This window comes from Paraburkholderia sp. J67 (genome assembly GCF_905220265.1).
Taxonomy (GTDB): Bacteria; Pseudomonadota; Gammaproteobacteria; order Burkholderiales; family Burkholderiaceae; genus Paraburkholderia.
On sequence record NZ_CAJMZK010000002.1, the window covers coordinates 279,094 to 302,817 of the forward strand.

The 23,724-nt window shown below is 62.2% G+C and carries 18 protein-coding genes; 17 read left to right on the forward strand and 1 reads right to left on the reverse strand.

What is annotated here, in order from left to right; all coding sequences use genetic code 11:
- Positions 1–303: 303 nt before the first annotated feature.
- The 7 genes from U5782_RS05220 to U5782_RS05250 all read left to right on the forward strand — a co-directional run bounded on the left by U5782_RS05220 (position 304) and on the right by U5782_RS05250 (position 7,333).
- Complete coding sequence (locus tag U5782_RS05220) at positions 304–1,821, forward strand: hypothetical protein (protein WP_322042759.1); 1,518 nt, start codon at positions 304–306, stop codon at positions 1,819–1,821.
- A gap of 179 nt (positions 1,822–2,000) precedes the next feature.
- Positions 2,001–2,579 carry a YqgE/AlgH family protein gene (locus U5782_RS05225; protein ID WP_322042760.1) on the forward strand — a complete coding sequence of 193 codons (579 nt, stop codon included), beginning with the start codon at positions 2,001–2,003 and terminating at the stop codon, positions 2,577–2,579.
- Entirely contained in the window at positions 2,576–3,010 is a 435-nt protein-coding gene (gene ruvX, locus U5782_RS05230) for a Holliday junction resolvase RuvX (RefSeq protein WP_415914253.1), read from the forward strand. Before U5782_RS05225 ends, ruvX begins: the two co-directional genes overlap by 4 nt.
- A gap of 95 nt (positions 3,011–3,105) precedes the next feature.
- The gene (locus tag U5782_RS05235; RefSeq protein WP_322042761.1) at positions 3,106–4,134 is read left to right on the forward strand and encodes an aspartate carbamoyltransferase catalytic subunit; all 1,029 of its coding nucleotides are present in this window, start codon (positions 3,106–3,108) and stop codon (positions 4,132–4,134) included.
- Positions 4,135–4,184: 50 nt separating this feature from the next.
- Complete coding sequence (locus tag U5782_RS05240) at positions 4,185–5,462, forward strand: dihydroorotase (protein WP_322042762.1); 1,278 nt, start codon at positions 4,185–4,187, stop codon at positions 5,460–5,462.
- A 45-nt stretch (positions 5,463–5,507) separates the two neighbouring features.
- Complete coding sequence (locus U5782_RS05245) at positions 5,508–6,323, forward strand: lysophospholipid acyltransferase family protein (protein WP_322042763.1); 816 nt, start codon at positions 5,508–5,510, stop codon at positions 6,321–6,323.
- Between the two features lie 71 nt (positions 6,324–6,394).
- Entirely contained in the window at positions 6,395–7,333 is a 939-nt protein-coding gene (locus U5782_RS05250; protein ID WP_322042764.1) for a GDP-mannose 4,6-dehydratase, read from the forward strand.
- 31 nt (positions 7,334–7,364) lie between these two features.
- Here the strand turns inward: U5782_RS05250 and U5782_RS05255 are convergent, their stop codons facing one another.
- On the reverse strand, positions 7,365–8,216 hold the full coding sequence (locus U5782_RS05255; RefSeq protein WP_322042765.1) for a symmetrical bis(5'-nucleosyl)-tetraphosphatase: 852 nt from the start codon (positions 8,214–8,216) through the stop codon (positions 7,365–7,367).
- Positions 8,217–8,648: 432 nt separating this feature from the next.
- Here U5782_RS05255 and rfbB point away from each other — a divergent pair, with 432 nt between their 5' ends.
- The 10 genes from rfbB to U5782_RS05305 all read left to right on the forward strand — a co-directional run bounded on the left by rfbB (position 8,649) and on the right by U5782_RS05305 (position 23,697).
- Positions 8,649–9,710, forward strand: a complete 1,062-nt coding sequence (gene rfbB, locus U5782_RS05260; protein WP_322042766.1) for a dTDP-glucose 4,6-dehydratase — start codon at positions 8,649–8,651, stop codon at positions 9,708–9,710.
- Between the two features lie 11 nt (positions 9,711–9,721).
- Positions 9,722–10,615, forward strand: coding sequence for a glucose-1-phosphate thymidylyltransferase RfbA (rfbA, locus tag U5782_RS05265; RefSeq protein WP_322042767.1), 894 nt, complete (start codon positions 9,722–9,724; stop codon positions 10,613–10,615).
- A complete protein-coding gene (gene rfbC, locus U5782_RS05270) occupies positions 10,600–11,151 on the forward strand; it encodes a dTDP-4-dehydrorhamnose 3,5-epimerase (RefSeq protein WP_322042768.1) in 552 nt (183 codons plus the stop codon). Before rfbA ends, rfbC begins: the two co-directional genes overlap by 16 nt.
- An 8-nt stretch (positions 11,152–11,159) precedes the next feature.
- Entirely contained in the window at positions 11,160–12,062 is a 903-nt protein-coding gene (gene rfbD / locus U5782_RS05275; RefSeq protein ID WP_322042769.1) for a dTDP-4-dehydrorhamnose reductase, read from the forward strand.
- Positions 12,044–12,979, forward strand: a complete 936-nt coding sequence (locus U5782_RS05280) for a glycosyltransferase family 2 protein (RefSeq protein ID WP_415914261.1) — start codon at positions 12,044–12,046, stop codon at positions 12,977–12,979. The genes rfbD and U5782_RS05280 overlap by 19 nt, the downstream gene beginning before the upstream one ends.
- Positions 12,980–13,336: 357 nt before the next feature.
- Positions 13,337–15,214 (forward strand): glycosyltransferase family 2 protein, encoded by a 1,878-nt coding sequence (locus tag U5782_RS05285; protein ID WP_322043079.1) that lies wholly within the window; start codon positions 13,337–13,339, stop codon positions 15,212–15,214.
- A 294-nt stretch (positions 15,215–15,508) separates the two neighbouring features.
- Entirely contained in the window at positions 15,509–16,327 is an 819-nt protein-coding gene (locus U5782_RS05290) for an ABC transporter permease (protein WP_322042771.1), read from the forward strand.
- Positions 16,328–16,330: 3 nt separating this feature from the next.
- Positions 16,331–17,077, forward strand: coding sequence for an ABC transporter ATP-binding protein (locus U5782_RS05295; protein WP_322042772.1), 747 nt, complete (start codon positions 16,331–16,333; stop codon positions 17,075–17,077).
- Positions 17,078–17,228: 151 nt separating this feature from the next.
- Positions 17,229–22,223 (forward strand): glycosyltransferase, encoded by a 4,995-nt coding sequence (locus U5782_RS05300; RefSeq protein WP_322042773.1) that lies wholly within the window; start codon positions 17,229–17,231, stop codon positions 22,221–22,223.
- A gap of 19 nt (positions 22,224–22,242) precedes the next feature.
- Positions 22,243–23,697 (forward strand): mannose-1-phosphate guanylyltransferase/mannose-6-phosphate isomerase, encoded by a 1,455-nt coding sequence (locus U5782_RS05305; RefSeq protein WP_322042774.1) that lies wholly within the window; start codon positions 22,243–22,245, stop codon positions 23,695–23,697.
- Positions 23,698–23,724 lie beyond the last annotated feature (27 nt).

Consider the following 23,724-nt stretch of genomic DNA (forward strand, 5'->3'; position numbering starts at 1 on the left):
CGCATACCGTTCGCGCTGTGATCTATCGGGTGCGGACTGCCGCAGGGCATGGCAAGCCGCACGCCGTTTCCAGATGTGCTGTTTGAACGTTGCGTCGCCATTCGTGCGAGGCGTGCAAATTGCTGGCGGCGCGCTGCATGCGTGTATGCAGGGCGGCTGGCCAGCCGGGCGCCTCGATGACGCGAAATCTGTCATTGTCGGGTGTTGAAACCCGGTTGAAACCCGCTTGAAGCCCATCAGGGCCGGCATCGCCCGCAGTCGTCCGCCACCGTGCGCAACCGTTTACGGCGCCGTCTTTGCATCATGACTCCTCTTTCATCGTCAGTCGCCCGCTTCGAAGCGCTCCCCAATCCGCGCGGTGGCCATGTGCCGTTCGCACACGCCGCGCTGGCCCAGGCAGGCGAGGCGCTCGACGCCCAACGCGACGTCGCGCGCCCGCTGCGCCAGGCAGCGCGCACGCTGCGCGATGCGGGTTGGCTCGCGGCGGCGCGTTTTGCCGACACCCTGTTGCTCGCCTCGCCGCTCGCGCTGGCGGCTTACGTACCTGTGCCGCCACCGCCCGGCATGCAGCCGCGCCCCGCGCACGACCACGATGCACCCGACGAAAGCGACATCCGCGACGCGTTTCGCGACGCCTTGACCGAGCTGGCGGCTGCGCTCGAACGTCACAATTTGCGCGAATTGGCCTGCTCGCCGGCGCTTTACGAGCGTCAGCGCGCCCTTGTCGATGCGCTCGCCGAGTACGCGCCGGGCGTGTCGCTCGCCTATGAGGACGTCGCGCTGCATGGTCGGCCCATCGTCGCCGCGACACTGCGCGCGCAGCCGGCGCAGCGCCTCGCTCGCGCCCGTGCGCGTTTCGAGGCTGCGCTCCTGCCCGCGCTGAAGACACGCCAGTCGAATGGCAACCGCGCCGCCGATGCGCTCGCCCAGGCCGCATTCGGCGAAATGGACGCCTGTTTCGCCGAACTCACGAGCTCTGATCCCTACGACTTTTGGCGTCTCGCCTCTGCATGCGGTCGCGTGTTGCGGCGCGGTGCGACGTTCTGGGGCGACGAAGATGTCCGCCGTTTCTATGCGCGCTGCAACCTGCTGATCGGCGAGCACGCGCACGGCCTGCGTGTTGTGCCGCAGTCGTTCGTGCGCACGGCGCTCGCGCTGCTGTGGCGCGATTACGCGCTATTCGGCGCGGCGGCCGAAGACACTGCCGACGTCGAACTGCTGCACGACTACGGCCTGACCGTCGACTGGCATGTGGCGGGCACGCAGGCATCCGAGGCGCTCTGGGAAGCGGGCAGCGCGCGCGCCGATGCGCTGGCCACCCGCGTGGCGCCGCAGCGCGATCTCGGTGCGCTCGTCGTCAACGGCAATGCCTACGAAGATTTCCTGCAGACCGCCGACGCGGCGATGCTCGCGCTCGGCACCCAGACGCGCGCGCTGTCGCTGCGGCTCCCCGGGACACCGCCCGACGCGGCCGCGGCGCTGGTGGCGGCGGAAGCGGCGTACCGCATCGGCTCGGCGGCATGGGCGCTGGGCCTTGGCCACGTCGGGCTGCTGGCCGATGCGCTTGGTCTGGCGTGGCGGCGCACGGCGCACGCAGCGGTTGCGCTCGGCAGCCAGAACCCGATATTTGGGGCCGCACGCGAAACCGCCGTAGCTGCGCCCGACGCCGATGCGATCGAACACGCGAACGAAGCGCTGCGCGCGATGCTGCACAAGGTCGCGGCGGGCGTCGCCCAGCCCGACGCAGGCGCGGCCGTACGCACGCTCGGCGCGGCAATTGCGAATAGCGCGGGCGCGACGGCGCCGCTTGCATCGCGCTGAGCACCCAAAAGGCAGGGGCAAGGCCGCGTCAAGCTCGGCCGGAACTCGCCAAAGCAGCGTTTCAGGTGCGCCCCGTCAGCATGTTAGAGTGACTCATTCCCCGCGCTACGGGGCGCCCGGCAGCTTGAGCGCCGGGCAGGCCGCCGCCATTCCGTATCGTCTTTGCTAGAATTCAAATCATGTCTAAAAGTAACGATCGCATCAATCTGACCAATCAGTTCCTGATCGCCATGCCGAACATGGCGGACCCCACGTTTTCAGGAACGGTGGTCTACCTTTGCGATCATTCCGAGCGCGGCGCGCTCGGGCTCGTGATCAATCGTCCCACGGATATCGATCTGGAAGCGCTGTTCTCCCGCATCGACCTCAAGCTCGAAATCGAACCGCTGCTGCACGTGCCCGTCTACTTCGGTGGTCCGGTGCAGACCGAGCGCGGCTTCGTGCTGCATCCGCCCAAAACCGACGGCAGCTATACGTCGTCGATGTCGGTGCCGGGCGGCCTCGAGATGACCACGTCGAAGGACGTGCTCGAAGCCGTCGCCAACGGCAGCGGCCCGGCGCAGTTCCTGCTCACGCTCGGCCACGCCGGCTGGGGCGCGGGGCAACTCGAGGACGAAATCTCGAAGAACGGCTGGCTCACCGTGGAAGCCGACCCGAAGATCGTGTTCGACGTGCCGGCCGAAGAGCGCTTCGAAGCGGCGCTCGCGCTGCTCGGCATTTCCTCGACGATGCTTTCGGGCGAAGCGGGTCACGCATGAGCGTGGCGGGGCGAGGCGCCAACGAGGCGACCCTGCTGGCCTTCGATTACGGCGAAAAACGCATCGGCGTGGCGCTCGGCAATGCGCTCACGCGCAGCGCCCGTGCGCTTACCGTGATCCAGAACCGCAGCATCGACTACCGTTTCGAAGCCGTGAGCGCGCTGTTGCGCGAGTGGCAACCCGACCGGCTGGTGGTCGGCCTGCCGAGTCATCCCGACGGCACGCCGCACGTCATGACGAAGCAGGCAAAGCGCTTCGGCAATCAACTCAATGGCCGTTTCAATCTGCCCGTGGTGTGGGTGGACGAACGTTATTCGTCCGTCGATGCCGAAGCGCGTCTGCGCGAGCGCGGCGAACGCGCCGAGCATATCGATGCCGAAGCCGCCTGCGTGATCCTCCAGCAATACCTCGACGAACTCCCTCCCGCCTGAGCGCCGCCAAGGTGATGCGCGCTATCCAGGCGGACTCGCCATGCCGGACACCTTTTGAGATTGACCTGGCAAGACATTCGAGCAGGACTCCAGCAATGAACACACAGCCCACGCCCGCTTCGGCCGCCGCCTCCGATGCCGCTGACAAGCGCTTTCGCTACGGCTTCCTGAAGGGCAATCCGCAACTCACGAAGAACGGCGAACTCAAGCATCTGCTCTCGATCGAGGGCTTGCCGCGCTCGATCCTCACGCATGTGCTCGACACCGCCACGCAGTTCGTGAGCGGCCCCGAGCACGACGTCAAGCAAGTGCCGCTGCTGCGCGGCAAGTCGGTATTCAATCTGTTCTTCGAGAACTCGACGCGCACGCGCACCACGTTCGAGATCGCGGCCAAGCGACTGTCGGCGGATGTGCTGAACCTGAACATCAACGCCTCGTCGACGAGCAAGGGCGAGTCGCTGCTCGACACGATCGGCAACCTCTCGGCGATGCATGCCGATATGTTCGTAGTGCGTCACGCGTCGAGTGGCGCGCCCTATCTGATCGCCGAACACTGCGCGCCGCACGTGCACGTGATCAACGCCGGCGATGGTCGTCACGCGCACCCGACGCAAGGGCTGCTCGACATGTACACGATCCGCCACTACAAGCGCGATTTCACGAATCTGCGCGTGGCGATCGTCGGCGACATCCTGCACTCGCGCGTCGCGCGCTCGGACATTCACGCGCTCACCACGCTCGGCGTGCCGGAAGTGCGCGCGATCGGCCCGCGCACGTTGCTGCCGGGCGGTCTGGAGCAGATGGGTGTGCGCGTGTTCCACAACCTCGACGAAGGTCTGAAGGATGTGGACGTCATCATCATGCTGCGCTTGCAGAACGAGCGCATGAGCGGTGCGTTGCTGCCGTCGGCGCAGGAGTATTTCAAGAGCTGGGGCCTCACGCCCGAGCGCCTCGCGCTCGCCGCGCCCGATGCAATCGTGATGCATCCGGGGCCGATGAATCGTGGCGTCGAAATCGACTCGCAGGTCGCGGACGGCCCGCAATCGGTGATCCTCGATCAGGTGAGCTTCGGCATCGCGGTGCGCATGGCGGTCATGGGCATCGTCGCGGGTACGAGCGAATAACGGCCGATAAAGGCTGATAACGATTGGCATTGGTGGGAATAGGGCAGCGCATGAAGATCCATATTCAAGGCGGCACGCTGATCGACCCGGTGGCGGGCACCGAACAGCAGCAGGACGTATTCATCGAAGCGGGCAGGATCGCGGCAGTCGGCGCGGCGCCCGCAGGTTTTCAGGCGGACAGGACGATCGACGCGCGCGGCCTGATGGTCGCGCCGGGCTTCGTCGATCTGAGCGCGCGTCTGCGCGAGCCGGGCTACGAGCACAAGGCGACGCTCGACTCGGAAATGCATGCTGCGCTCGCGGGCGGCGTGACGAGCCTCGTGTGTCCTCCGGACACCGACCCCGTGCTCGACGAAGCAGGTCTTGTCGAAATGCTCAAGTACCGTGCGGGCAAGCTCGAACGCGCGAACGTGCATCCGCTCGGTGCGCTCACGGTGGGCCTCAAGGGCGCCGTGATCACGGAGATGGTCTCGCTCACCGAGGCGGGCTGCATCGGCTTCACGCAGGCCGATTCGCCGATCGCCGATACCCAGGTGCTGCTGCGCGCATTGCAATACGCGAGCACCTACGGCTACCCGGTGTGGCTGCGTCCGCAGGACCCGTTTCTGTCGAAGGGCGGCGTGGCTGCGAGCGGCGCGCTCGCGTCGCGCCTGGGGCTGTCGGGCGTGCCGGTCAGTGCGGAGACCATCGCGCTCTTCACGCTGTTCGAACTGATGCGCGTGACGGGCGCGCGCGTGCATGTCCAGCATCTGTCGTCGGCGGCGGGCGTGGAACTGGTGCGCGCGGCGAAGGCCGAAGGCCTGCCCGTGACCTGCGACGTCACCGCGAATCATCTGCATCTGACCGACACGGACATCGGCTACTTCGACGCGCAGTTCCGGCTCGACCCGCCGCTGCGTCAGCAGCGCGATCGCGAAGCGATTCGCGCGGGCGTCGCCGACGGCACCATCGACGCGATCTGCTCGCAGCACACGCCCGTGGACGACGACGAGAAGCTGCTGCCGTTCGCTGAGGCCACGCCTGGTGCGACCGGGCTGGAGCTGCTGCTCTCGCTCACGGTGAAGTGGGCGCAGGAAGCGAACGTGCCGCTGGCGAAGGCGCTCGCGCGCATCACCTCGGCGCCGGCTACGGTGATCGGCAAGGACGTGGGGCGTATCGCGGTAGGCGCGAGCGCCGATCTTTGCGTGTTCGACGCGCACGCGCATTGGCAGGTCGAACCGCGCGCGCTCCGGAGCCAGGGGCACAATACGCCGTTCCTCGGCTACGAACTGCCCGCCGTGGTGCGCGCGACGCTGGTGGCAGGGCGCATCGGCTTCGAGCGCCACTGAGCACCACCGACGCACGTTGCGACCGACATCGATACTGACCCAGCCATGAGTCTCTTCTTCACCAAAGCCCGTCTGCTCGGCCATCTGCTGCGCGGCGCCTGGACCGTCGGCGTGCGTTTTCCGCGCGCCACGCCGGAACAGCGCCACGCCATGAACCGCGCCTGGTCGCTCAGGATGCTCGCCCTGTGCGGCATGAAGCTCGTCGTGCATAACGACTCGGCGCGCCTCGATGCAGGCGCGCTCGTCGTCAGCAACCATATTTCGTGGATCGACATCTACGTGATCAACGCGTGGCGGCCGACACCGTTCGTCTCCAAGGCCGAGGTGCGCCAATGGCCGCTTATCGGCTGGTTTGCGGCGAATCTCGATACGGTGTTCATCGAGCGCGAGAAGCGTAGCGAGGCGCGCCGCATCATGCACGAACTGGCCTCGCGGCTGGAGCGGGGCGAGCTGATGTGCGTGTTCCCGGAAGGCACCACGACCGATGGGCTCGGGCTCAAGCCGTTTCACTCGAATATGTTCCAGGCGCCGGTGTCGGCGGGGCGGCCGGTGCAGCCGATCTGCATCATGTATGAGGATGCGCAGGGCCGGCAGTCGACGGCGCCCGCGTATATCGACGATCTGTCGCTCAAGGACTCGCTCGATGCGATGCTCAAGAGCGGACCGATTACGGCGCATGTGTATGTGGGCGAGGCGCTAGAGCCGGGCGACGATCGGCGTAAGCTGGCGGCGCGTGCGCAGGAAGCGGTGGGGGCGGCGTTGGAGGGGATGCGGGGGACGGCTATGGCTGGCAGCGCATTGCCCGATACCCGACTGTCTACCGGGGAGCTGGAAGCTGTTTCGTCGCGTGTGCGTCCCTGAAGCGGCGAGTTTGCATTGACCGGCATATCGCCGGTCGTCGTGCAGTCAAGAGTCTGTTAGGAGAGTTGAGTATGACATCGCGATCTGGTGCGCCCGTCCGTACCTTGGTGACAGGCCTGCGAGGTTTCACGGGCGTCTATCTGGCGGATGTACTGCGCGCCGCCGGTCACACGGTGGTGTCCGGCTCGCGCGCCGATGCGTCCTCGGTCGATTCGCAAGGCAGCGGGTTCGATATCACATCGCTCGAACAATGTCGGCGCGTGATCGAGGAAGTTCGGCCCGATTACATCGTGCATCTTGCCGCGATCAGTTTCGTCGGCCACGCCAACGATCTCGAGTTCTACCATGTGAACGTGCTCGGCACGCTCAATCTGCTTCAGGCGTGCGAGGACGTGGGCCACACGCCGCGCAAGATCCTCATCGCCAGCAGTGCGAACGTCTACGGCAACGTGGAATCCGACGCGATCGACGAAAGCTTTCCGCTCACGCCCGTCAACCACTATGCGGCAAGCAAGATGGCGATGGAGGCGATGGTGCGCACGTGGTTCGAGCGTTTGCCGATCGTTATCACGCGGCCGTTCAACTATACGGGTGTCGGGCAGTCGGAGCGTTTCCTCGTGCCGAAGATCGTGTCCCACTTCCTGCGGCGTGAGCCGGTCATTTCGCTTGGCAATATCGACGTGGCGCGCGATTTCTCGGACGTGCGCTTTGTCGCGCAAGTCTATGGCGCGTTGCTCGAATCGGAGGTGGCCGGTGAAACGTTCAACGTCTGCACGGGGCAGCCGTATTCGCTGGCGCAGATCCTCGCGCTGTGTGGCGAGTTGACCGGCCACGAGATTCGCGTCGAGGTGAATCCCGCGTTCGTGCGCAAGACCGATGTGAAGACGCTGGTTGGTTCGCCGGCGCGGTTGCTGGCCAAGGTTCCCGAGGCGCAACCGATTCCGTTCGACGATACGGTGCGCTGGATGCTGGGCCTTGGCCCGAGTCTGGATGCGGCTGAGCGTAACTGAATACCACTGCGCGTTCAGCGCAGTGGGTCGCTCAGTTGCTGACCCGGCAGGTGGTGCAATCGACCTGGGTGAGCGTGCGCTCGGCGGATGAAGCGGCGAGACGCACAGCGGAAAGGCGCTCGCCCCAGACGCAGCCCGAGTCGAGTCCGATCAAATTGTCGCGCAGCGTAAGGCCGAGCGACGCCCAGTGGCCAAACACCACCGTGATGTCGCGGGTCTTGCGATCCGGCACGTCGAACCACGGCATCTGACCCGCAGGCGCCGAGCCGAGGCCACCGCTCGTCGAGAAGTCCATTTCGCCCTGCGCATTGCAGAAGCGGATACGCGTGAGCGCGCTGCACGTGACGCGTAGTCGCTCGATGCCCTTGAGTCGGTTAGACCAACGATTAGGCTGATTGCCGTAGAGTCCGGCGAGCGTTTCCTTCCAGTTCGGCGCGCGCAACGCGCGCTGAAGCTCGTCAGCGAGTTCGAGCACGAGGTGCACGTCCCACTGCGGCAGCACGCCCGCATGCACCATCAACATACCGTTTTCGTAATGCGCGAGCGGCTGGTGGCGCACCCAATGCAGCAGATCTTCGGCGTCAGGCGCATCGAGAATCTGGCCAATCGTGTCGCCTTTCTTGGAACTGCGGATGCCAGCGGACACCGCGAGCAGATGCAGGTCGTGATTGCCCAGCACGGGCACCGCGGATTCCCCCATCGACATGACGTCGCGCAAGGTGGCGAGCGAGTCGGCACCGCGGTTGACCAGATCGCCAGCAAACCAGAGCGGCGTGCCGGCCGGCGGGGCCGCCTTGATGAGCAATTCGCGGAATTGGGTGTGGCAACCCTGCAGGTCGCCGAAAGCGAGCGGGACGAGGCGTGTTGAGACGTTGTCTTTCATTACGATTCGGCGCGGCCGCAACGGCGCGCATGGACAGGGCGGTACTAGGACAAGCGAGCCATGTTACCCGCTTTTGGGGAATTGCTTGTGAATGGGGGAGCCGTGCTGCGAGCGCGGTGCCAGCTATCTTGGGGGCGGATCTGGGGGGAGGCTTTCTCGTTTGCGAGAGGCAATGCCCACCAACAAAGAATCTGTGGGATGGCGTACACAATCAGAAAGATTTTATGGAATTCGCATAATTGCGAGTTATCTTGTCTCGTTATGTTGCAGGTTGTGAGCAGGCTGGTATTTGCCTGGCGCCGCTTTATAATTCCTGCTACCGATTAAATCATTCGTCGGCGGAGGGGGAATCCGGGTGATTCTTGCCGTGTCAGACAAAGAACATCAAACGCTGGCGTACTTTCCTGCGGCAGTACCTGAAAAAGGAACCTCATGATTCTGGTAACGGGCGGCGCCGGTTTTATCGGCGCCAACTTTGTGCTTGACTGGTTTCGTCACTCCGACGAAGCTATTCTGAACGTAGACAAGCTGACCTACGCGGGCAATCTTGGGACCTTGCAATCCCTGAAGGACAATCCGAAGCACGTGTTCGCGCGCGTCGATATCTGCGATCGCGCAGCCCTCGACGCCCTCTTTGCCGAACACAAGCCGCGCGCGGTGCTGCACTTCGCGGCCGAAAGCCACGTCGATCGCTCGATCCACGGTCCGGCAGACTTTGTTCAGACTAATGTGGTCGGCACCTTCACGTTGCTCGAAGCGGCGCGCCAGTTCTGGAACACCTTGCCGGAGGCCGAGAAAACCGCCTTCCGCTTCCTGCACGTCTCCACCGATGAAGTGTTCGGCTCGCTGTCCGCGACCGATCCGCAATTCTCGGAAACCACGCCCTACGCGCCCAACAGCCCGTACTCAGCGACCAAGGCCGGTTCCGATCATCTCGTGCGCGCGTACCACCATACCTACGGTCTGCCGACGCTCACGACGAACTGCTCGAACAACTACGGTCCGTACCAGTTCCCCGAAAAGCTTATCCCGCTGATGATTGCGAATGCGCTCGCGGGCAAGCCGCTGCCGGTCTACGGCGATGGGCAAAACGTGCGCGACTGGCTCTACGTGGGCGACCACTGCAGCGCGATCCGCGAAGTGCTCGCGCGCGGCCAGAACGGTGAAACGTATAACGTTGGCGGCTGGAACGAGAAGAAGAACCTCGAAGTCGTGCATACGCTGTGCGACCTGCTCGACGCACAGCGACCGAAGGCCGCAGGCTCGTACCGCGACCAGATCACTTACGTGACGGATCGCCCCGGCCACGACCGTCGCTACGCGATCGACGCACGCAAGCTCGAACGCGAACTCGGCTGGAAGCCTGCAGAAACCTTCGAAACCGGTCTCGCGAAGACGGTGCGCTGGTACCTCGACAACCAGGCGTGGGCCGACGAAGTCGCCTCGGGCGACTATCTCAAGTGGGTCGACACGAACTACGCGCAGCGCACGTAAGGGCGGATCAAATGGCACGCAAAGGCATTATTCTCGCCGGCGGATCCGGCACGCGGCTCTATCCGATCACCCATGCGGTGTCGAAGCAGTTGCTGCCGGTCTACGACAAGCCGATGATTTACTACCCGCTGTCGACGCTGATGATCGCGGGCATTCGCGACGTGCTCATCATCTCGACGCCGCAGGACACGCCGCGCTTCGAGTCGATGCTCGGCGACGGCAGCCAGTGGGGCATGAACATCCAGTATGCGGTGCAGCCGTCCCCGGATGGCCTCGCGCAGGCGTTCATCATCGGCAAGGAATTCGTCGGCAACGATCCGTCGGCGCTGATTCTCGGCGACAACATTTTTTACGGTCACGATCTGGCGAAGCAGCTCGAGCGCGCCACCGCGCAGGAGTCGGGCGCGACGGTGTTCGCCTATCACGTGCAGGATCCCGAGCGTTACGGCGTGGTCGAGTTCGACAAGGGCTTCCGCGCGCTGTCGATCGAGGAGAAGCCTGCCCAGCCGCGCTCGAACTACGCGGTCACGGGGCTGTATTTCTACGACAACCGCGTGTGCGACATCGCGGCGGACATCAAGCCGTCGCCGCGCGGCGAGCTGGAGATCACCGACGTGAACTCGCGCTATCTCGCCGATGGCGCGCTCAATGTCGAGATCATGGGCCGTGGCTATGCGTGGCTCGACACCGGCACGCACGATTCGCTGATCGAGGCGGCGACGTTTATTGCAACGTTGCAGAAGCGTCAAGGTCTCGTGGTCGCGTGCCCGGAAGAGATTGCGTATCGCCAGCAATGGATTGACGCAGAGCAACTCCAGAAGCTTGCAGCACCGCTCTCGAAGAACGGCTACGGCAAGTATTTGTTGAACCTTCTTACGGATCAGGTCGCATGGCCATCACGGTAACGGCAACGGCACTGCCGGAAGTCAAGATCATCGAGCCGAAGGTGTTCGGCGACGCGCGCGGCTACTTTTACGAAAGCTTCAACGGTCGCGAGTTCGCCGAGTTGGTGGCGCCGGGCGTCGAATTCGTTCAGGACAACCATTCGCGTTCGGCGAAGGGCGTGCTGCGCGGTCTGCACTATCAGATCCAGCACGCGCAGGGCAAGCTCGTGCGCGTGGTGGAAGGCGAAGTGTTCGACGTCGCCGTCGACATCCGCAAAAGCTCGCCGAACTTCGGCAAATGGGTCGGTGTACATTTGTCGACGGAAAACCATCGCCAGTTGTGGGTACCGCCTGGTTTCGCACACGGTTTCGTCGTGCTGTCGGAATCGGCGCAATTCCTCTACAAGACGACCGACTACTGGTATCCCGAGCACGAGCGCAGCATCGTCTGGAACGATCCGGCCGTCGGTATCGAATGGCCGATCGACTTCGAGCCGCTGCTGGCGGCCAAGGACGCGGCGGGCAAGAAGCTCGCCGAAGCCGAGTGTTTCGCGTGAGGGGTGTCATGGGAACGTCGGAACAAAAGACGATCTTGCTGACCGGCATCAACGGTCAGGTGGGGTTCGAGCTGGAGCGCAGTCTTCAGGGGCTCGGCAAGGTGGTCGCTCTTGATCGCAGTCGTCTCGACTTGTCGCGCATTGACCAGGTGCGGGATGTCGTGCGGGAGGTGAAGCCCAGCCTGATCGTGAATCCGGCCGCCTACACGGCCGTCGATCTGGCGGAGTCCGATGTCGCGGGCGCCACGCGTCTGAACGCCGAAGTGCCTGCTGTGCTGGCCGAAGAGGCGAAGCGCATCGGCGCGGCGATGATTCACTACTCGACCGACTACGTTTTTGCCGGCACGAAAGACGGTGCCTATGTGGAAGACGATCCGGTCGATCCGCAGAACGTTTACGGCAAGACCAAGCTGGCCGGCGAGCAGGCTATTGCGGCATCGGGTTGCTCGCATCTGATCTTTCGTACGAGCTGGGTGTATGGCGCGCGCGGAAAGAACTTTCTGCTGACCATGCTGCGCCTGGGCGCCGAGCGAGCGGAGCTGAATGTCGTCGCGGATCAGATTGGCGCGCCGACCTGGTCCAATACGATTGCTACCCTGAGCGCCGACGTGGTGTCGCAGGCAATTGGCGCGGGTGCGGCTGGCCAGGACGAGTGGTGGCAGGAACATTCGGGCGTTTATCACCTGTGCGCGTCCGGATCGACGTCGTGGCACGGCTTCGCCGAGGCGATTTTCCGTCTCTCGAAACTCGAAAAAAAGCCCACGGTGAAGCCGATTCCTGCTAGCGCGTACTCCACGCCAGCAAGCCGTCCGGCCAATTCGCGCATGTCGAATGCGAAGCTGATGCAGCACTTCGGCTTGCGTGCACCGGACTGGGAAGTCGCACTCGATCTCTGCATGAGGGCCATTTGACGCGCGGCGCACAAGCGGAGCGCACGGGCGCGATCGTCGTTTTCTACCATCCTGACGACGCGTGCGTGGCACGCGCGAACCGGCTCGCCGTGAAGACGCGTTGCGTCGTGATCGACAATACGCCGGGCCAGTATGCCGTGGCGGGTCTGGATCCGTCCGTGCATTACGTGCCGAACGGCGAAAACGTCGGCGTGGCGACGGCGCTCAATCAAGGCGTCGCCGCGTTGCGGGAGATGGGCTGTGCGCACGCGCTTCTGTTCGATCAGGATAGCGAACCGCAGGATCAGCTCATCGAACAACTCCCCATCGTACTCGCCGGTCTACTCGCTCGCGGCGAGTGCGTTGCGCTCGTGGCCCCGGCTTACGATGACGCGCGTCTGGGCGGCGTTGCACCCTTCGTACGTTTTCGTCCGTTCAGTCTGAAGCGTGTGGCCGCCAGTGGGACAAGCCCGATCGACGTGGATTTCGTGATTACGTCGGGGTCGTGCATCGCGCTCGACTGCTGGGCCGACGTCGGTCCGATGGACGATGCGCTGTTCATCGATTTCGTCGATCTCGAGTGGTGTATTCGTGCGAAGCGGGCGGGCTACCGGCTGCTCGGCGTGCCGTGGATCACCATGGCGCACGAACTGGGCGGCGAGCCCGTGCGCATCTTCGGTCGCCCGTATCCCATGCACAGTCCCTTGCGCCACTATTACCTGTTCCGCAACGCAGTGGCGTTGTTTGGCAGGGCTTACGTGCCGTGGTCGTGGAAGTCGACGGAGATGGTCAAGTTTCCGGTGCGGCTGATGATTTATCTGTTCCTGCCCTCCGAGCGCAGCCAGCATCTCCGCATGGCGTTTCGTGGCATGTGGGACGGACTGTGCGGGCGTCTTGGATCCTTCGCAGATCTGCACGGGCGCCAGCGCGGTAAATAAAATTTCACAACGCCGATGTGTGACATGTCGGGCCACGACACTTCGTGCATCGAGTGGTCGGCGATCAACTATTGGCTTATGAATTCTGACGACAATCGGACCGAGGTATCGAGTGAGGCACTCGGCGCGCAACGCACCGAGTGCACGGAGTCGGGCGCAGATGCGGCACGTATTGCTCAACTCGAAGCTCAATTGCGCGATGCACTCAGCGAAGCGGAGGCCGTCTCCTCGTTGACCTATCGCGTCGCAGAACTCGAAGTCGAGATTGCGGCAATGCGCGAATCCTGGTCGTGGCGAGCCACTGCGCCGCTGCGGAAAATCTCGCGAGTGGCCGCGATCGTGCGAAGCGTCTCCGATATGCTGTCGCGGCAAGCACAGGTGCGTGGAGGCTACGCAGGGGCGATTGCCTGGTATGGCGGGCTCGTACGGCGAGAGGGCGCGCAAGGTTTGATTCGACGCCTGCGAGCACTCGGGCGCGGGGCCAGCTTTGCGGAAGCGCCGCCGCCTGAAAGCGTTTACCGGGACTGGATCGAGCAGTACGACACCGTCACGGACGCGGATCGCACGGTGATCGATGCCGCAATCGCACAGTTCCGGCGTCGTCCGCGTATTTCGGTGCTTGTGCCGACGTTCAATAGCGACGAGCGCTTGCTGCGCGAGATGATTGGTTCCATGCGCGCCCAGTTCTATGCGAACTGGGAGCTTTGCATTGCCGACGATGCTTCCACTGACGAATCGGTGCGCCGCGTTCTACGTGAAGAGGCGGCGCGCGACGATCGGATCAAGCTAGCGCTGCGCGACATCAATGGACATATTTCTGAGGCCAGCAACAGTGCGCTGGCGTTGGCGAGCGGCGAGTACGTCGCGCTGCTCGATCACGACGACTTGCTGCCACCCCATGCCTTGTACATGGTCGCGCGCTATCTTGATCTACATCCCGACGCGCGCATGCTCTATAGCGACGAGGACAAATTGACGCCGGAAGGCGAGCGCAGCGCACCGTTTTTCAAGCCAGACTGGAATCCGTTGTTGTTCCTCACGCGCAATATTTTTTCGCATCTGGGCGTGTTCGAAACGGCGCTCGTTCGCGAGGTCGGAGGCTTTCGCAAGGGGTTTGAGGGCAGTCAAGACTATGACCTTGCGTTGCGGTGTCTTGAGCGATGCGGCAATGATCGGGTCGTTCATATCCCTCACGTGCTTTACCACTGGCGTATTGTGCCGGGCAGCACGGCGGGCAGCGCTGATGAGAAGCCTTATGCGCTCATGGCGGCGCAACGCGCCGTGCAGGAGCATCTGCAGCGCCTTGGCATCAATGCTACGGTGGACATTCAGCCCGACGGTCCACGTTTGCTGCGCGTTCGATACGCTGTGCCTCAGCCGCAACCGCTCGTTTCCATTGTGATCCCGACGCGGGATGGCTTGCAGCTCACTCGGCAATGCATTGAAAGCATCTTCAATAAGACGTTGTACCGCAACTACGAGATCATTCTCGTCGACAACGGTAGCGTCGAGGCGCAGACGCTGGCGTACTTCAACGAGCTTGCGCAACGCCCGAACGTCACGGTGATACGCGATGATTCCCCTTTCAATTTTTCTGCGCTGAATAATCGTGCGGCGAGTATCGCGAAAGGGACTTATCTATGCCTGCTCAACAACGATATTGAGGTGATTTCGCCCGACTGGCTCAACGAAATGGTCGGCCTTGCGGCGCAGCCGGGCGCAGGGGCGATCGGCGCCCGGCTCTGGTATCCGAATGACACGGTACAGCATGCGGGTGTGCTGCTCGGACTGGGCGGCATTGCTGGACATCTGCATCTCGGCGCCCGCCGCGGATATGCCGGGTATTTCGGGCGGGCTGTTGCGGCGCAGAATCTTTCCGTTGTCACCGCTGCGTGCCTCGTTGTAAGGAAGTCAACGTACGATCTCGTCGGCGGTCTCGCTGAGGAACTGGCCGTCGCTTTCAATGATGTTGATTTCTGTTTGCGTTTAATAGAAGCTGGCTATCGAAATGCATGGACCCCGCATGCCGATCTATATCATTACGAGTCGGCAAGCCGCGGATCGGATATGGATCCGCGCAAGTACCAACGTTTCGTATCCGAGGTGCGCTGGATGGAGGAGCGCTGGGGAGCGCTGCTTGCTCATGATCCTGCATACAACCCCAATCTTTCGCTAAGCCTCGATCAGCCGCAATTCTCACTGGCGTCGCCACCGAGGGTTGGTAAGTTAGCGTAATGTAAGGAAAAATCCTTCGAACCGTGCTTGCAATCGTTACGCGTCTTTCTGTTTGGTAGCATTTGTTAGCAACGGTAAAGCTATGGTCGGGAGAAGGGCTGCGGCGTTGGAAGATGAGGTTGGGGACGTTACAATTCTTGTTTCGCTTGAGCGGAGCATGTTGGTCTTGTTGCCCCCTCGTCATGTCGCAGACGCGCTGGAGTCGGGCGCGCGGCCATCAAGTCACTGCCTCATTCATATGAGGCAAGTCGCGAATCAGCGTTCTTCGACGCTTCGAGTTTCATAGGATTTCAGATGAATATAAGCGTATCGGCTAGCCGAACCGCCAGTCGTACATCCATTGCCTTCCGCGATATCGTTGATGGTGTGACTGCGTGGCCTGTGTGGTCCGCTCTGGGCTGGCAGGACATCCGCCAGCGCTACCGCCGCTCGGCTTTGGGACCTTTCTGGATCACGCTCACGATGCTTGTGACGATTGCCGGGATGGGGCCGCTCTACGGCGCGTTGCTCAAGCAGGATGTGCGCAGCTTCGTGCCGTATCTCGCGCTTGGCATTATTACCTGGGGGCTCATTTCAACGCTGATCCTCGAAGGAGGGTCTTCGTTTGTCGCATCGGAAGGCATCATTCGATCCGTCAAGCTGCCCTTGACGTTGCATATCCTGCGTGGGATTTATCGCAACCTCATTATTTTCTTCCACAATGTCCTGGCGTACGTCCCGATCATGCTGTACGCGGGGATCGTGCCGAAACTCGAATGGCTGCTGGCTATTCCGGGGTTGCTGCTGATCGTTGTCGCGGCGTTTCCCGCCGGTATTATTCTGGGCATTTTCTGCACGCGCTTTCGCGATATGCAACCTATCGTGGCCAGCGTGGTGCAACTGGCGTTCTTCCTCACGCCTATCCTGTGGAAGCCCGAGGCGTTGGGTACGCGTGCCTACATCGCGCACTTCAATCCGCTTTATATGTTCATGGAGCTCGTACGGGGCCCGATCTACGGGACCTTGCCGGATAGTTCGGCATACCTGGGAGCAATCCTCGTCACGGTCGGCCTTTATGTGGTTGCGATCCCTCTGTTCATTCGTTTTCGCTCGCGTGTGGCGTTCTGGATTTGATCTATGGCTTATTTGCGTTTGAATGACTGCAGCTTGCATCTGCCCGTCTACGGGGCTGGCAATCGCTCGCTCAAGCAGATGGTGCTGTCGGCGGCGACCGGTGGTCGCATCGCGTCGAATAGCCGCCATATCACGGTGGTTCAGGCACTGCGAAACGTTACGCTCGACATCAACGCGGGTGATCGCGTGGGTTTGGTGGGTCACAACGGCGCGGGCAAAACGACGTTGCTACGCATGCTTGCGGGTATTTACGAACCGACCTTCGGCAGCTTCATGCAAGCCGGTCGCGTGACGAGCCTGCTAGACGTGACATTGGGGCTCGACTATGAAGCCACGGGCTATGAAAACATTTTACTCCGCGGCCTGATTCTCGGTGCGACGAAGGCTGAAATGAAGCGCCTCACGCCGGAAATCGCCGAGTTTTCAGAATTGGGCGATTATCTCAGCATGCCAGTGCGCACCTATTCGAGCGGTATGGTGCTCCGTCTGGCGTTCTCGATCGTGACGAGCGTGCCGGCGGATGTTCTCCTGATGGACGAGTGGCTGAGCGTCGGCGATGCGTCTTTCATCCAGAAAGCCGAAGAGCGGATGAAGACATTTGTGGGTCAGGCCAGCATCATGGTGCTCGCGTCGCACAATCCGAAGATCATCGATGAGTTGTGCAATATGAAAGTCACGCTTGAACATGGCGAGGTGAAGGACGTTCAACGCGTCGATCTACAGCGAGCCGGACAACAGGCTGCGGCCTGATCCCGCACGATTCGTGGTCACCCGAATTCCTGTCTGAATCTTTTAGCGGATACCGCCGACACGTATGAGCCTGTCCAAAATTACTGACGTCACGACTGCGCTGGAACCTGCCCCGACTGAGACGGAGTCGCAGGAAACCGTCTTCGGATCGATGGTGCAAGCCCTTTCCGAGCCGGCCCTGGCGCCGTTGTTCTGGTCAGCCGAGCGGCTCGATCGGGCAAGCGCGTGGTTTGGTCATATTCCGTTCGCGCACTGGGTGACCTGGGCGGCGCGCCCTCGCACGTTTGTCGAACTCGGCACTCATGCGGGCATCTCGTATACCGCGTTCTGCCAGGCAATTGAACGTCTCGATCTCTCTACCCGTTGCTTCGCTATCGATACGTGGGAAGGCGACGAGCATGCCGGTCACTACGACAATTCGACCTACACCGATTGGCAGCGATTTCACGATCGCCGGTTCGGCTCGTTTTCGACGTTATTGCGCCGCCGCTTCGACGACGCGCTCGAAATGTTCGAAGACGGTTCGGTCGACCTTCTTCACATCGACGGGTTGCACACGTACGAGGCGGTGAAGCACGACTTCGAGAGCTGGAAGCCGAAGCTTTCCGATCGTGCGATTGTGCTGTTCCATGACACGAACGTACACGAACGTGACTTCGGTGTGTGGCAACTCTGGGCGGAGCTTTGCGAGCAGTATCCCGGTTTCGAATTCCTCCATTCGTTCGGCCTGGGTGTGCTGTGTGTGGGACGCGACGCGCCGCGCCATGTGAACGAGCTGTGCTCGCTGCGCGAGCCCGGCAAGATTCACGCCGTGAGAACGACCATCGAAACGATTGGCAAACGCTGGCAGCTCGACGCCACCGAACGGGAATTGCGCGACGCGCTCAATGCCCGCGATGCGCATATCGTTGAATTGAATCGCGTGCGCGCCGCGGAGGGGGAAAACGCCAGCCGGCTCAATTCCGATCTGGGCGCACAGTACGCGGAATTGGCCCAGCAGAACGCCGATCTCAATGGGCGTATCGCTACGTTGAACGAAGCACTCGCGGCACTTGAAGCGCAGCGCCATCAGGCTCGAACTCAGGCCGATACGCATCAGGAAGATGAGGAGCGCCTGGCCAACGCACTCGCGCAAGCGCAGAATCTTTCGGCTGAAGTGGCACGTTTGACTTCCGTGTTGCGCGGTTCGGAGCAACTCGCTCGCGACGCCGTGCAGCAGCGCGACGCGATCGCGGCTTCCACGATCTGGCGCGCGACGCGTCCGCTGCGCAGTGTCGCTGCGCAGATTTCGCCGTCGTTGCGTCATCGTGCACGCAAGGTAGCAAAGGCGGCCTACTGGGCCGCGACGCCCTGGAAGATGGGGGCGCGCGCCCGGTTCCTCGAACAGCGCAAGCTGTCCGAGGCGCAGCATGGCGGCAGCGCCGCCGCTCGTGTGGGTTCGGCGGCAGGCGCGGCGCTGATCAAGCGCGCAACTTCGGCAGATTATGCGCAATGGATTGAAGAACGCGAGCAGCAGGACTCTCGCGTCATCGTCAGCGCGCAGGCAGCGCAGGAGGCGGGTTTTGCCGTGACGTTCCTGGTTGCGGCTACCAGCATTACTCAGGTTTCCGATCTCGCGCGGAGTATCGACTCCGTGCGACGGCAACTGCTACCGCAATGGGGCGTGCTGGTTGGCCTCGCCCCCGATGCGGACGCCGGCGTTCGTAACGCGCTCAAACAACTGGCAGACGGCGACGAGCGCATCCGGAGCGTCGAGTCTCGGGCGGGCGACAAGGCTGGCGTGCTGGCGGACCTCGTCGGCGAAGCCGATGGAACGTTTGTAGCGATTATCGACGCAGGTGATGTTGTCGCGCCCTATGCGCTGAACGATCTGGCCGCGGTGGTTATCGACGATCCGCTTGCCGATGTGTTCTATGGCGACGAGGACGTCATGTCTGCAGTCGGCGAGCGCGGCGAACCCTTTTTCAAGCCGGGATGGTCGCCGGACCTGCTGTATGCATTCAACTATTTTGGCCGCCTGACCTTGCTGCGCCGCACCACGGTGCTCGAAGCCGGCGGTATCGCTGCCGACGCAGGTGCTGCTGCCGAATGGGATCTGAACCTGCGAGTCACATCGCGTACCGATTCGATTCGCCGTGTTACTCGAGTGCTGTGTCATCGTTCGTCGAATTCGGATCGGGATCGCCCGCGTCCGGGAACGGGTAACGCGCACGCGCATGAACGCGCCATCAAAGCATTCTGGTCGACGCAGGGGATCGACGCGACCGTAGAGACACTGGCGGATGGCACGCAGCGTTCGACGTGGGACATTGCGCAAGCGCCGCTTGTATCGATCGTCATCCCGACAAAGAACAAGCACGAACTGTTGCAGATGTGCGTTGACGGCATCTTCAACCACACGGCTTATACGAACTGGGAACTTGTCATTGTCGATACGGGCTCCACGGAGGCCGAGACATTGGCGCTATACGAACAGTGGCGAGGCCGGCCCAATGTGCGCATCGTTCACTTCAACAAGAAGTTCAACTATTCGGCTGCCTGCAATTACGGAGCCACGTATGCGCGCGGCGATCTGCTGCTGTTCCTGAACAACGACATTGAAATCGTCTCGCCGGACTGGCTTTCCGAACTCGTGCGATTTGGCATGCGGCCCGGCGTGGGCGTGGTTGGAACCAAGCTCGTGTACCCGAGCGGTGAGCTCCAGCATGCAGGTGTCGTTGTCGGCATGCATCTCTGCGGGCTCGCGTTCCGCAGTGCCAACGAGACGGAGTGGGGCGTTTTCGGTTCGCCCAGTCACCCGCGCAACTGGCTTTCGATCATGGGAGCGTGCCAGCTCGTGCGCCGCGAAGTATTTACGCGCGTTGCCGGGTTTGACGAGGCCTATGACATCGCGAATAGCGATGTAGCCTTGTGCCTGCGGGCGTGGAGAGCGGGGTATCGGACTGCGTATGCACCATTCGCACGACTCGTACACCATGAGGGCGCTACGCGGGGGCACAGCAACCCGACGGACGATCTCAGGCGCAGTGCATTCGACATCCGCCGTCTGGGTGTCGAAGACGATCCGTATTTCCATCCGGGATTGAGCGGCACCTTGGGTATTCCCAGCTTGCGTCTCGGTTCCGACCCGACGACGACGGAGAGTTTCCGCCGTATCGCTGCCGATTTGCTCCAGACCCAACTCGTGCGGCCCGAGCTCGACCTATTCGACGACTACGCGGTCACGTCCCTCGCCGATCTGCCGCATGCTGCGTTGTTCTGGCCGCCGCAGCGACACGATCAGATCGTCGACAAATGGTCGGCTGTACGTTTCTGTGTCGACCTGCTGCGCAGCCGTCTGGATCTGCGCCAACGCTTCCCGCATGCACTTTCCGCTGGTGCTTCGGGGCGTTTCGCCAAATGGATCGAAGCCGAGGGCGGCGATGAATTGCATCTCGCGGCGAACGCGCGCAAGCAGATCGCGGCGGCGTTGGCCGAAGATCCGGGCCGACGCGTGCGTCAGTGCTTCCTTGCTCGCGAGGATCTGCGTGCCGCACATCCGCTGGGCTTGACACCGGCCGGGCGAAGCGGTCTATTCCGTTGGGTGGCGCGCAATGGCCGCGTGGAAGACAAGCTCCGCCTTGAAGAAATCTGGTGGTTCTTCCTGTCGGGTGCGGAAAACCCGGCCGCGGAACTGGTGCGGACGTGGCAATTCACGCCGGCATGGCAAGCCCTGTATCCCAATGGCCTGACGGTATTTGGCCGTAAGGCATTCGCGACGTGGTTTGCGGAGCGATATCAGATTGCCGCGCAGTGGGCGGATCCGTATGCCTGGCCTGTCGACCTGACGCCGGCGCAGCAGATTCGTCTGACGTACTGGATCCGCGAAGACTGGCAAGCGGAGCATCCGGACGTGCTCACCGATCGCGAGGCGGCGGAGCGGTTTGTCTCGTGGCTGAAAGCTCCTCAGGCGCGTCTTGACGACGACGTGCGCGAGTGGATGCACTCGTGCCCCGTCGCAGAAACCGCACAGGAGTTGTCTGGAGATGGCCTGAACATCATCGGTCACTTCTGCTATCCGTCGGGCCTGCGCACCTCGGTCGAAGCGCTCGAAGCGGGTCTACGCCACGCGGGTGTGATGACTTCGTTGCGCGACATGCGAACCGACAAGAATGACGACCCGAATCACGCGGCGTTCGCGGGTATGGAGTTATTCGACACCACGCTGATTCACGTGCAGCCAGAGCCGTTCTTCCAGCGCGCCTACGCACGATCGGACCTTCATGAACGCGGTCCGCGGACCTATCGCGTCGGCTATTGGTACTGGGAACTGGAGCAGATTCCGGAGGTGTGGCTGCAGGAAGGTCGAGGCGTGGATGAACTCTGGACTGCGACGCGCTTCGTGGCGGAAGGCCTGAAGGCACGCTTTAACGTTCCGGTTCACACGTTCTTCCCCGGCGTGCGGCTTGGTGCATTCAAGAAGCGCAGTCTCGCGGACTTCGGTGTTCAAGCCGAAGGTAAATTCACGTTCCTGTTCACGTTCCATATGATGAGTGTGATGGAGCGCAAGAATCCGCTAGGCTTGATCAAGGCATTCAAACAGGCGTTTTCTGGTTCGGAGCGTGCTGCTCTCGTGCTGAAGACGTCTTTTGGCGATCGACATCCGGTGCAGATTCAGGAGTTGCGTGAAGCCGCGAAGGGCGCGGATATCACGATCATCGACAAGGTCTTTTCGCAGGACGAGACACTTTCGCTGATGGACGCGTGCGACGCGTACGTATCGTTGCATCGCAGCGAAGGATTGGGGCTGACGATGGGCGAAGCCATGCTGCTTGGCAAGCCCGTGGTCGCGACGCGCTACTCCGGCAACCTCGACTTCATGGACGACAGTAACAGCCTTTTGGTGGATTACACTCTGACGAACGTTGGAGCGGGCAAGCCGCCTTATGACGCGCGAGCACAATGGGCGGAACCGTCGGTCGAGCATGCGGCAAAGCTCATGCGTGGCCTGTACGACGATCAGGCCAAAGCGGCCGAACTTGGGGCCAAGGCTCAGGCCGATGCGCGGATTCGCCTCTCGGTTGAAGGCGCAGGCGAGCGTATGAGGGAGCGCCTCAAAGAAATTACGGCGCAGCGTCAAGCGAACCGTAAGGCTCGTGCGAATTAACACAAGGATGACCTGAGGTATGGCAATCGACACTCCCAACATTACGCCGGTCGTGCTGTGCGGTGGCAGTGGCACTCGCATGTGGCCGCTTTCGCGCGGCGGCTATGCCAAGCAGTTTCTTTCTCTCGTTGGCAACGAGAGTCTGCTTCAGCAGACAGTCCTGCGCCTGGCGTCGCTCGAGAATGTTGAACCGCTGATTCTGATTGCTAACCAGGATCAACGTTTCATGGTTGCGGAGCAACTGCGCTCGGTGGGTGTCGAGCGCGGCCGTATCGTTCTGGAACCTGTTGCACGTAACACCGCCCCGGCCGTCGCGGCCGCCGCGTTGCTCGCGCAGCGCTCCGACGAACGCGCGATCATGCTCGTGCTGCCGTCCGATCACGTCGTCCAGAACGCCGATGCATTTGCACGACTCGTGCAGACGGGCCGGCGTGTGGCCGCGATGGGGCGGCTCGTTACGTTCGGCATCGTGCCGGATCGTCCGCATACGGGCTACGGGTATATCAGGCGTGGCGAATCGCTCAATGTGGATGGTATTGCCTACGCGGTAGACCGCTTCGTCGAGAAGCCGGATCGCGAACGCGCCGAGCGCTTTCTGCAAGAGGGCAATTACAGCTGGAACAGCGGTATGTTCATGTTCCGTGCGGATGTCTATCTTGCGGAACTTGAACGCCATCACCCGCAGATGCTTGCCCAGGTTCGTGCGGCCGTCGAATCCGGCCAGCTCGATCTGGACTTTCTGCGGCTTGACGCGCAGGCGTTCGACGCGTGTCCTTCCGATTCGATCGATTTCGCCGTGATGGAGAAGTCTGACAAGACGGCGCTCGTCGAGGCGAACGAACTGGGCTGGAGCGACATTGGCTCGTGGGAAGCCCTTTCGGAAGTGACGCCCAGCGATGCTGCGCGCAACAACGTCATCGGCGATGTGCTGGTGCACGATGTATCGAACTGCTATTTGCGCAGCGAGCATCGTGTAGTCGCGGCAGTCGGCGTGAGTGATCTGGTTGTCGTGGAGACGGCCGACGCAGTGCTGATCGCGCACAAGGATTCGAGCCAGGATGTAAAGAAAATCGTCGAGCAACTCAATGGCGCAGGTCGTCGCGAGTCGGTCAGCCACCGGAAGGTCTACCGGCCGTGGGGCAGTTATGAAGGTATCGACGAGGGCGATCGCTTTCAGGTCAAGCGTATTATCGTCAAGCCGGGCGCGTCGTTGTCGCTGCAGATGCATTTTCACCGGGCGGAGCACTGGATCGTCGTCAAGGGCACCGCTCGCGTGGTGAACGGCGACAAGGAGATTCTGCTCGCCGAAAATCAATCGACCTACATTCCGCTCGGCGCCATGCACCGTCTGGAAAATCCCGGCAAGTTGCCGCTCGAGTTGATCGAGGTTCAGTCCGGTGCATATCTGGGCGAAGACGATATTGTTCGAGTTCAGGACAACTACGGCCGCGTCGCGACAACGTCGGAAAAATAGGCGAGTAGAAACCAGCGCGATGGAGAG

Coding starts and splice junctions, on each gene's coding strand:
- U5782_RS05220 (WP_322042759.1), top strand. CDS start 304: ATGACTCCTCTTTCATCGTCAGTCGCCCGCTTCGAAGCGCTCCCCAAT.
- U5782_RS05225 (WP_322042760.1), top strand. CDS start 2,001: ATGTCTAAAAGTAACGATCGCATCAATCTGACCAATCAGTTCCTGATC.
- ruvX (WP_415914253.1), top strand. CDS start 2,576: ATGAGCGTGGCGGGGCGAGGCGCCAACGAGGCGACCCTGCTGGCCTTC.
- U5782_RS05235 (WP_322042761.1), top strand. CDS start 3,106: ATGAACACACAGCCCACGCCCGCTTCGGCCGCCGCCTCCGATGCCGCT.
- U5782_RS05240 (WP_322042762.1), top strand. CDS start 4,185: ATGAAGATCCATATTCAAGGCGGCACGCTGATCGACCCGGTGGCGGGC.
- U5782_RS05245 (WP_322042763.1), top strand. CDS start 5,508: ATGAGTCTCTTCTTCACCAAAGCCCGTCTGCTCGGCCATCTGCTGCGC.
- U5782_RS05250 (WP_322042764.1), top strand. CDS start 6,395: ATGACATCGCGATCTGGTGCGCCCGTCCGTACCTTGGTGACAGGCCTG.
- U5782_RS05255 (WP_322042765.1), bottom strand. CDS start 8,216: ATGAAAGACAACGTCTCAACACGCCTCGTCCCGCTCGCTTTCGGCGAC.
- rfbB (WP_322042766.1), top strand. CDS start 8,649: ATGATTCTGGTAACGGGCGGCGCCGGTTTTATCGGCGCCAACTTTGTG.
- rfbA (WP_322042767.1), top strand. CDS start 9,722: ATGGCACGCAAAGGCATTATTCTCGCCGGCGGATCCGGCACGCGGCTC.
- rfbC (WP_322042768.1), top strand. CDS start 10,600: ATGGCCATCACGGTAACGGCAACGGCACTGCCGGAAGTCAAGATCATC.
- rfbD (WP_322042769.1), top strand. CDS start 11,160: ATGGGAACGTCGGAACAAAAGACGATCTTGCTGACCGGCATCAACGGT.
- U5782_RS05285 (WP_322043079.1), top strand. CDS start 13,337: ATGCTGTCGCGGCAAGCACAGGTGCGTGGAGGCTACGCAGGGGCGATT.
- U5782_RS05290 (WP_322042771.1), top strand. CDS start 15,509: ATGAATATAAGCGTATCGGCTAGCCGAACCGCCAGTCGTACATCCATT.
- U5782_RS05295 (WP_322042772.1), top strand. CDS start 16,331: ATGGCTTATTTGCGTTTGAATGACTGCAGCTTGCATCTGCCCGTCTAC.
- U5782_RS05300 (WP_322042773.1), top strand. CDS start 17,229: ATGGTGCAAGCCCTTTCCGAGCCGGCCCTGGCGCCGTTGTTCTGGTCA.
- U5782_RS05305 (WP_322042774.1), top strand. CDS start 22,243: ATGGCAATCGACACTCCCAACATTACGCCGGTCGTGCTGTGCGGTGGC.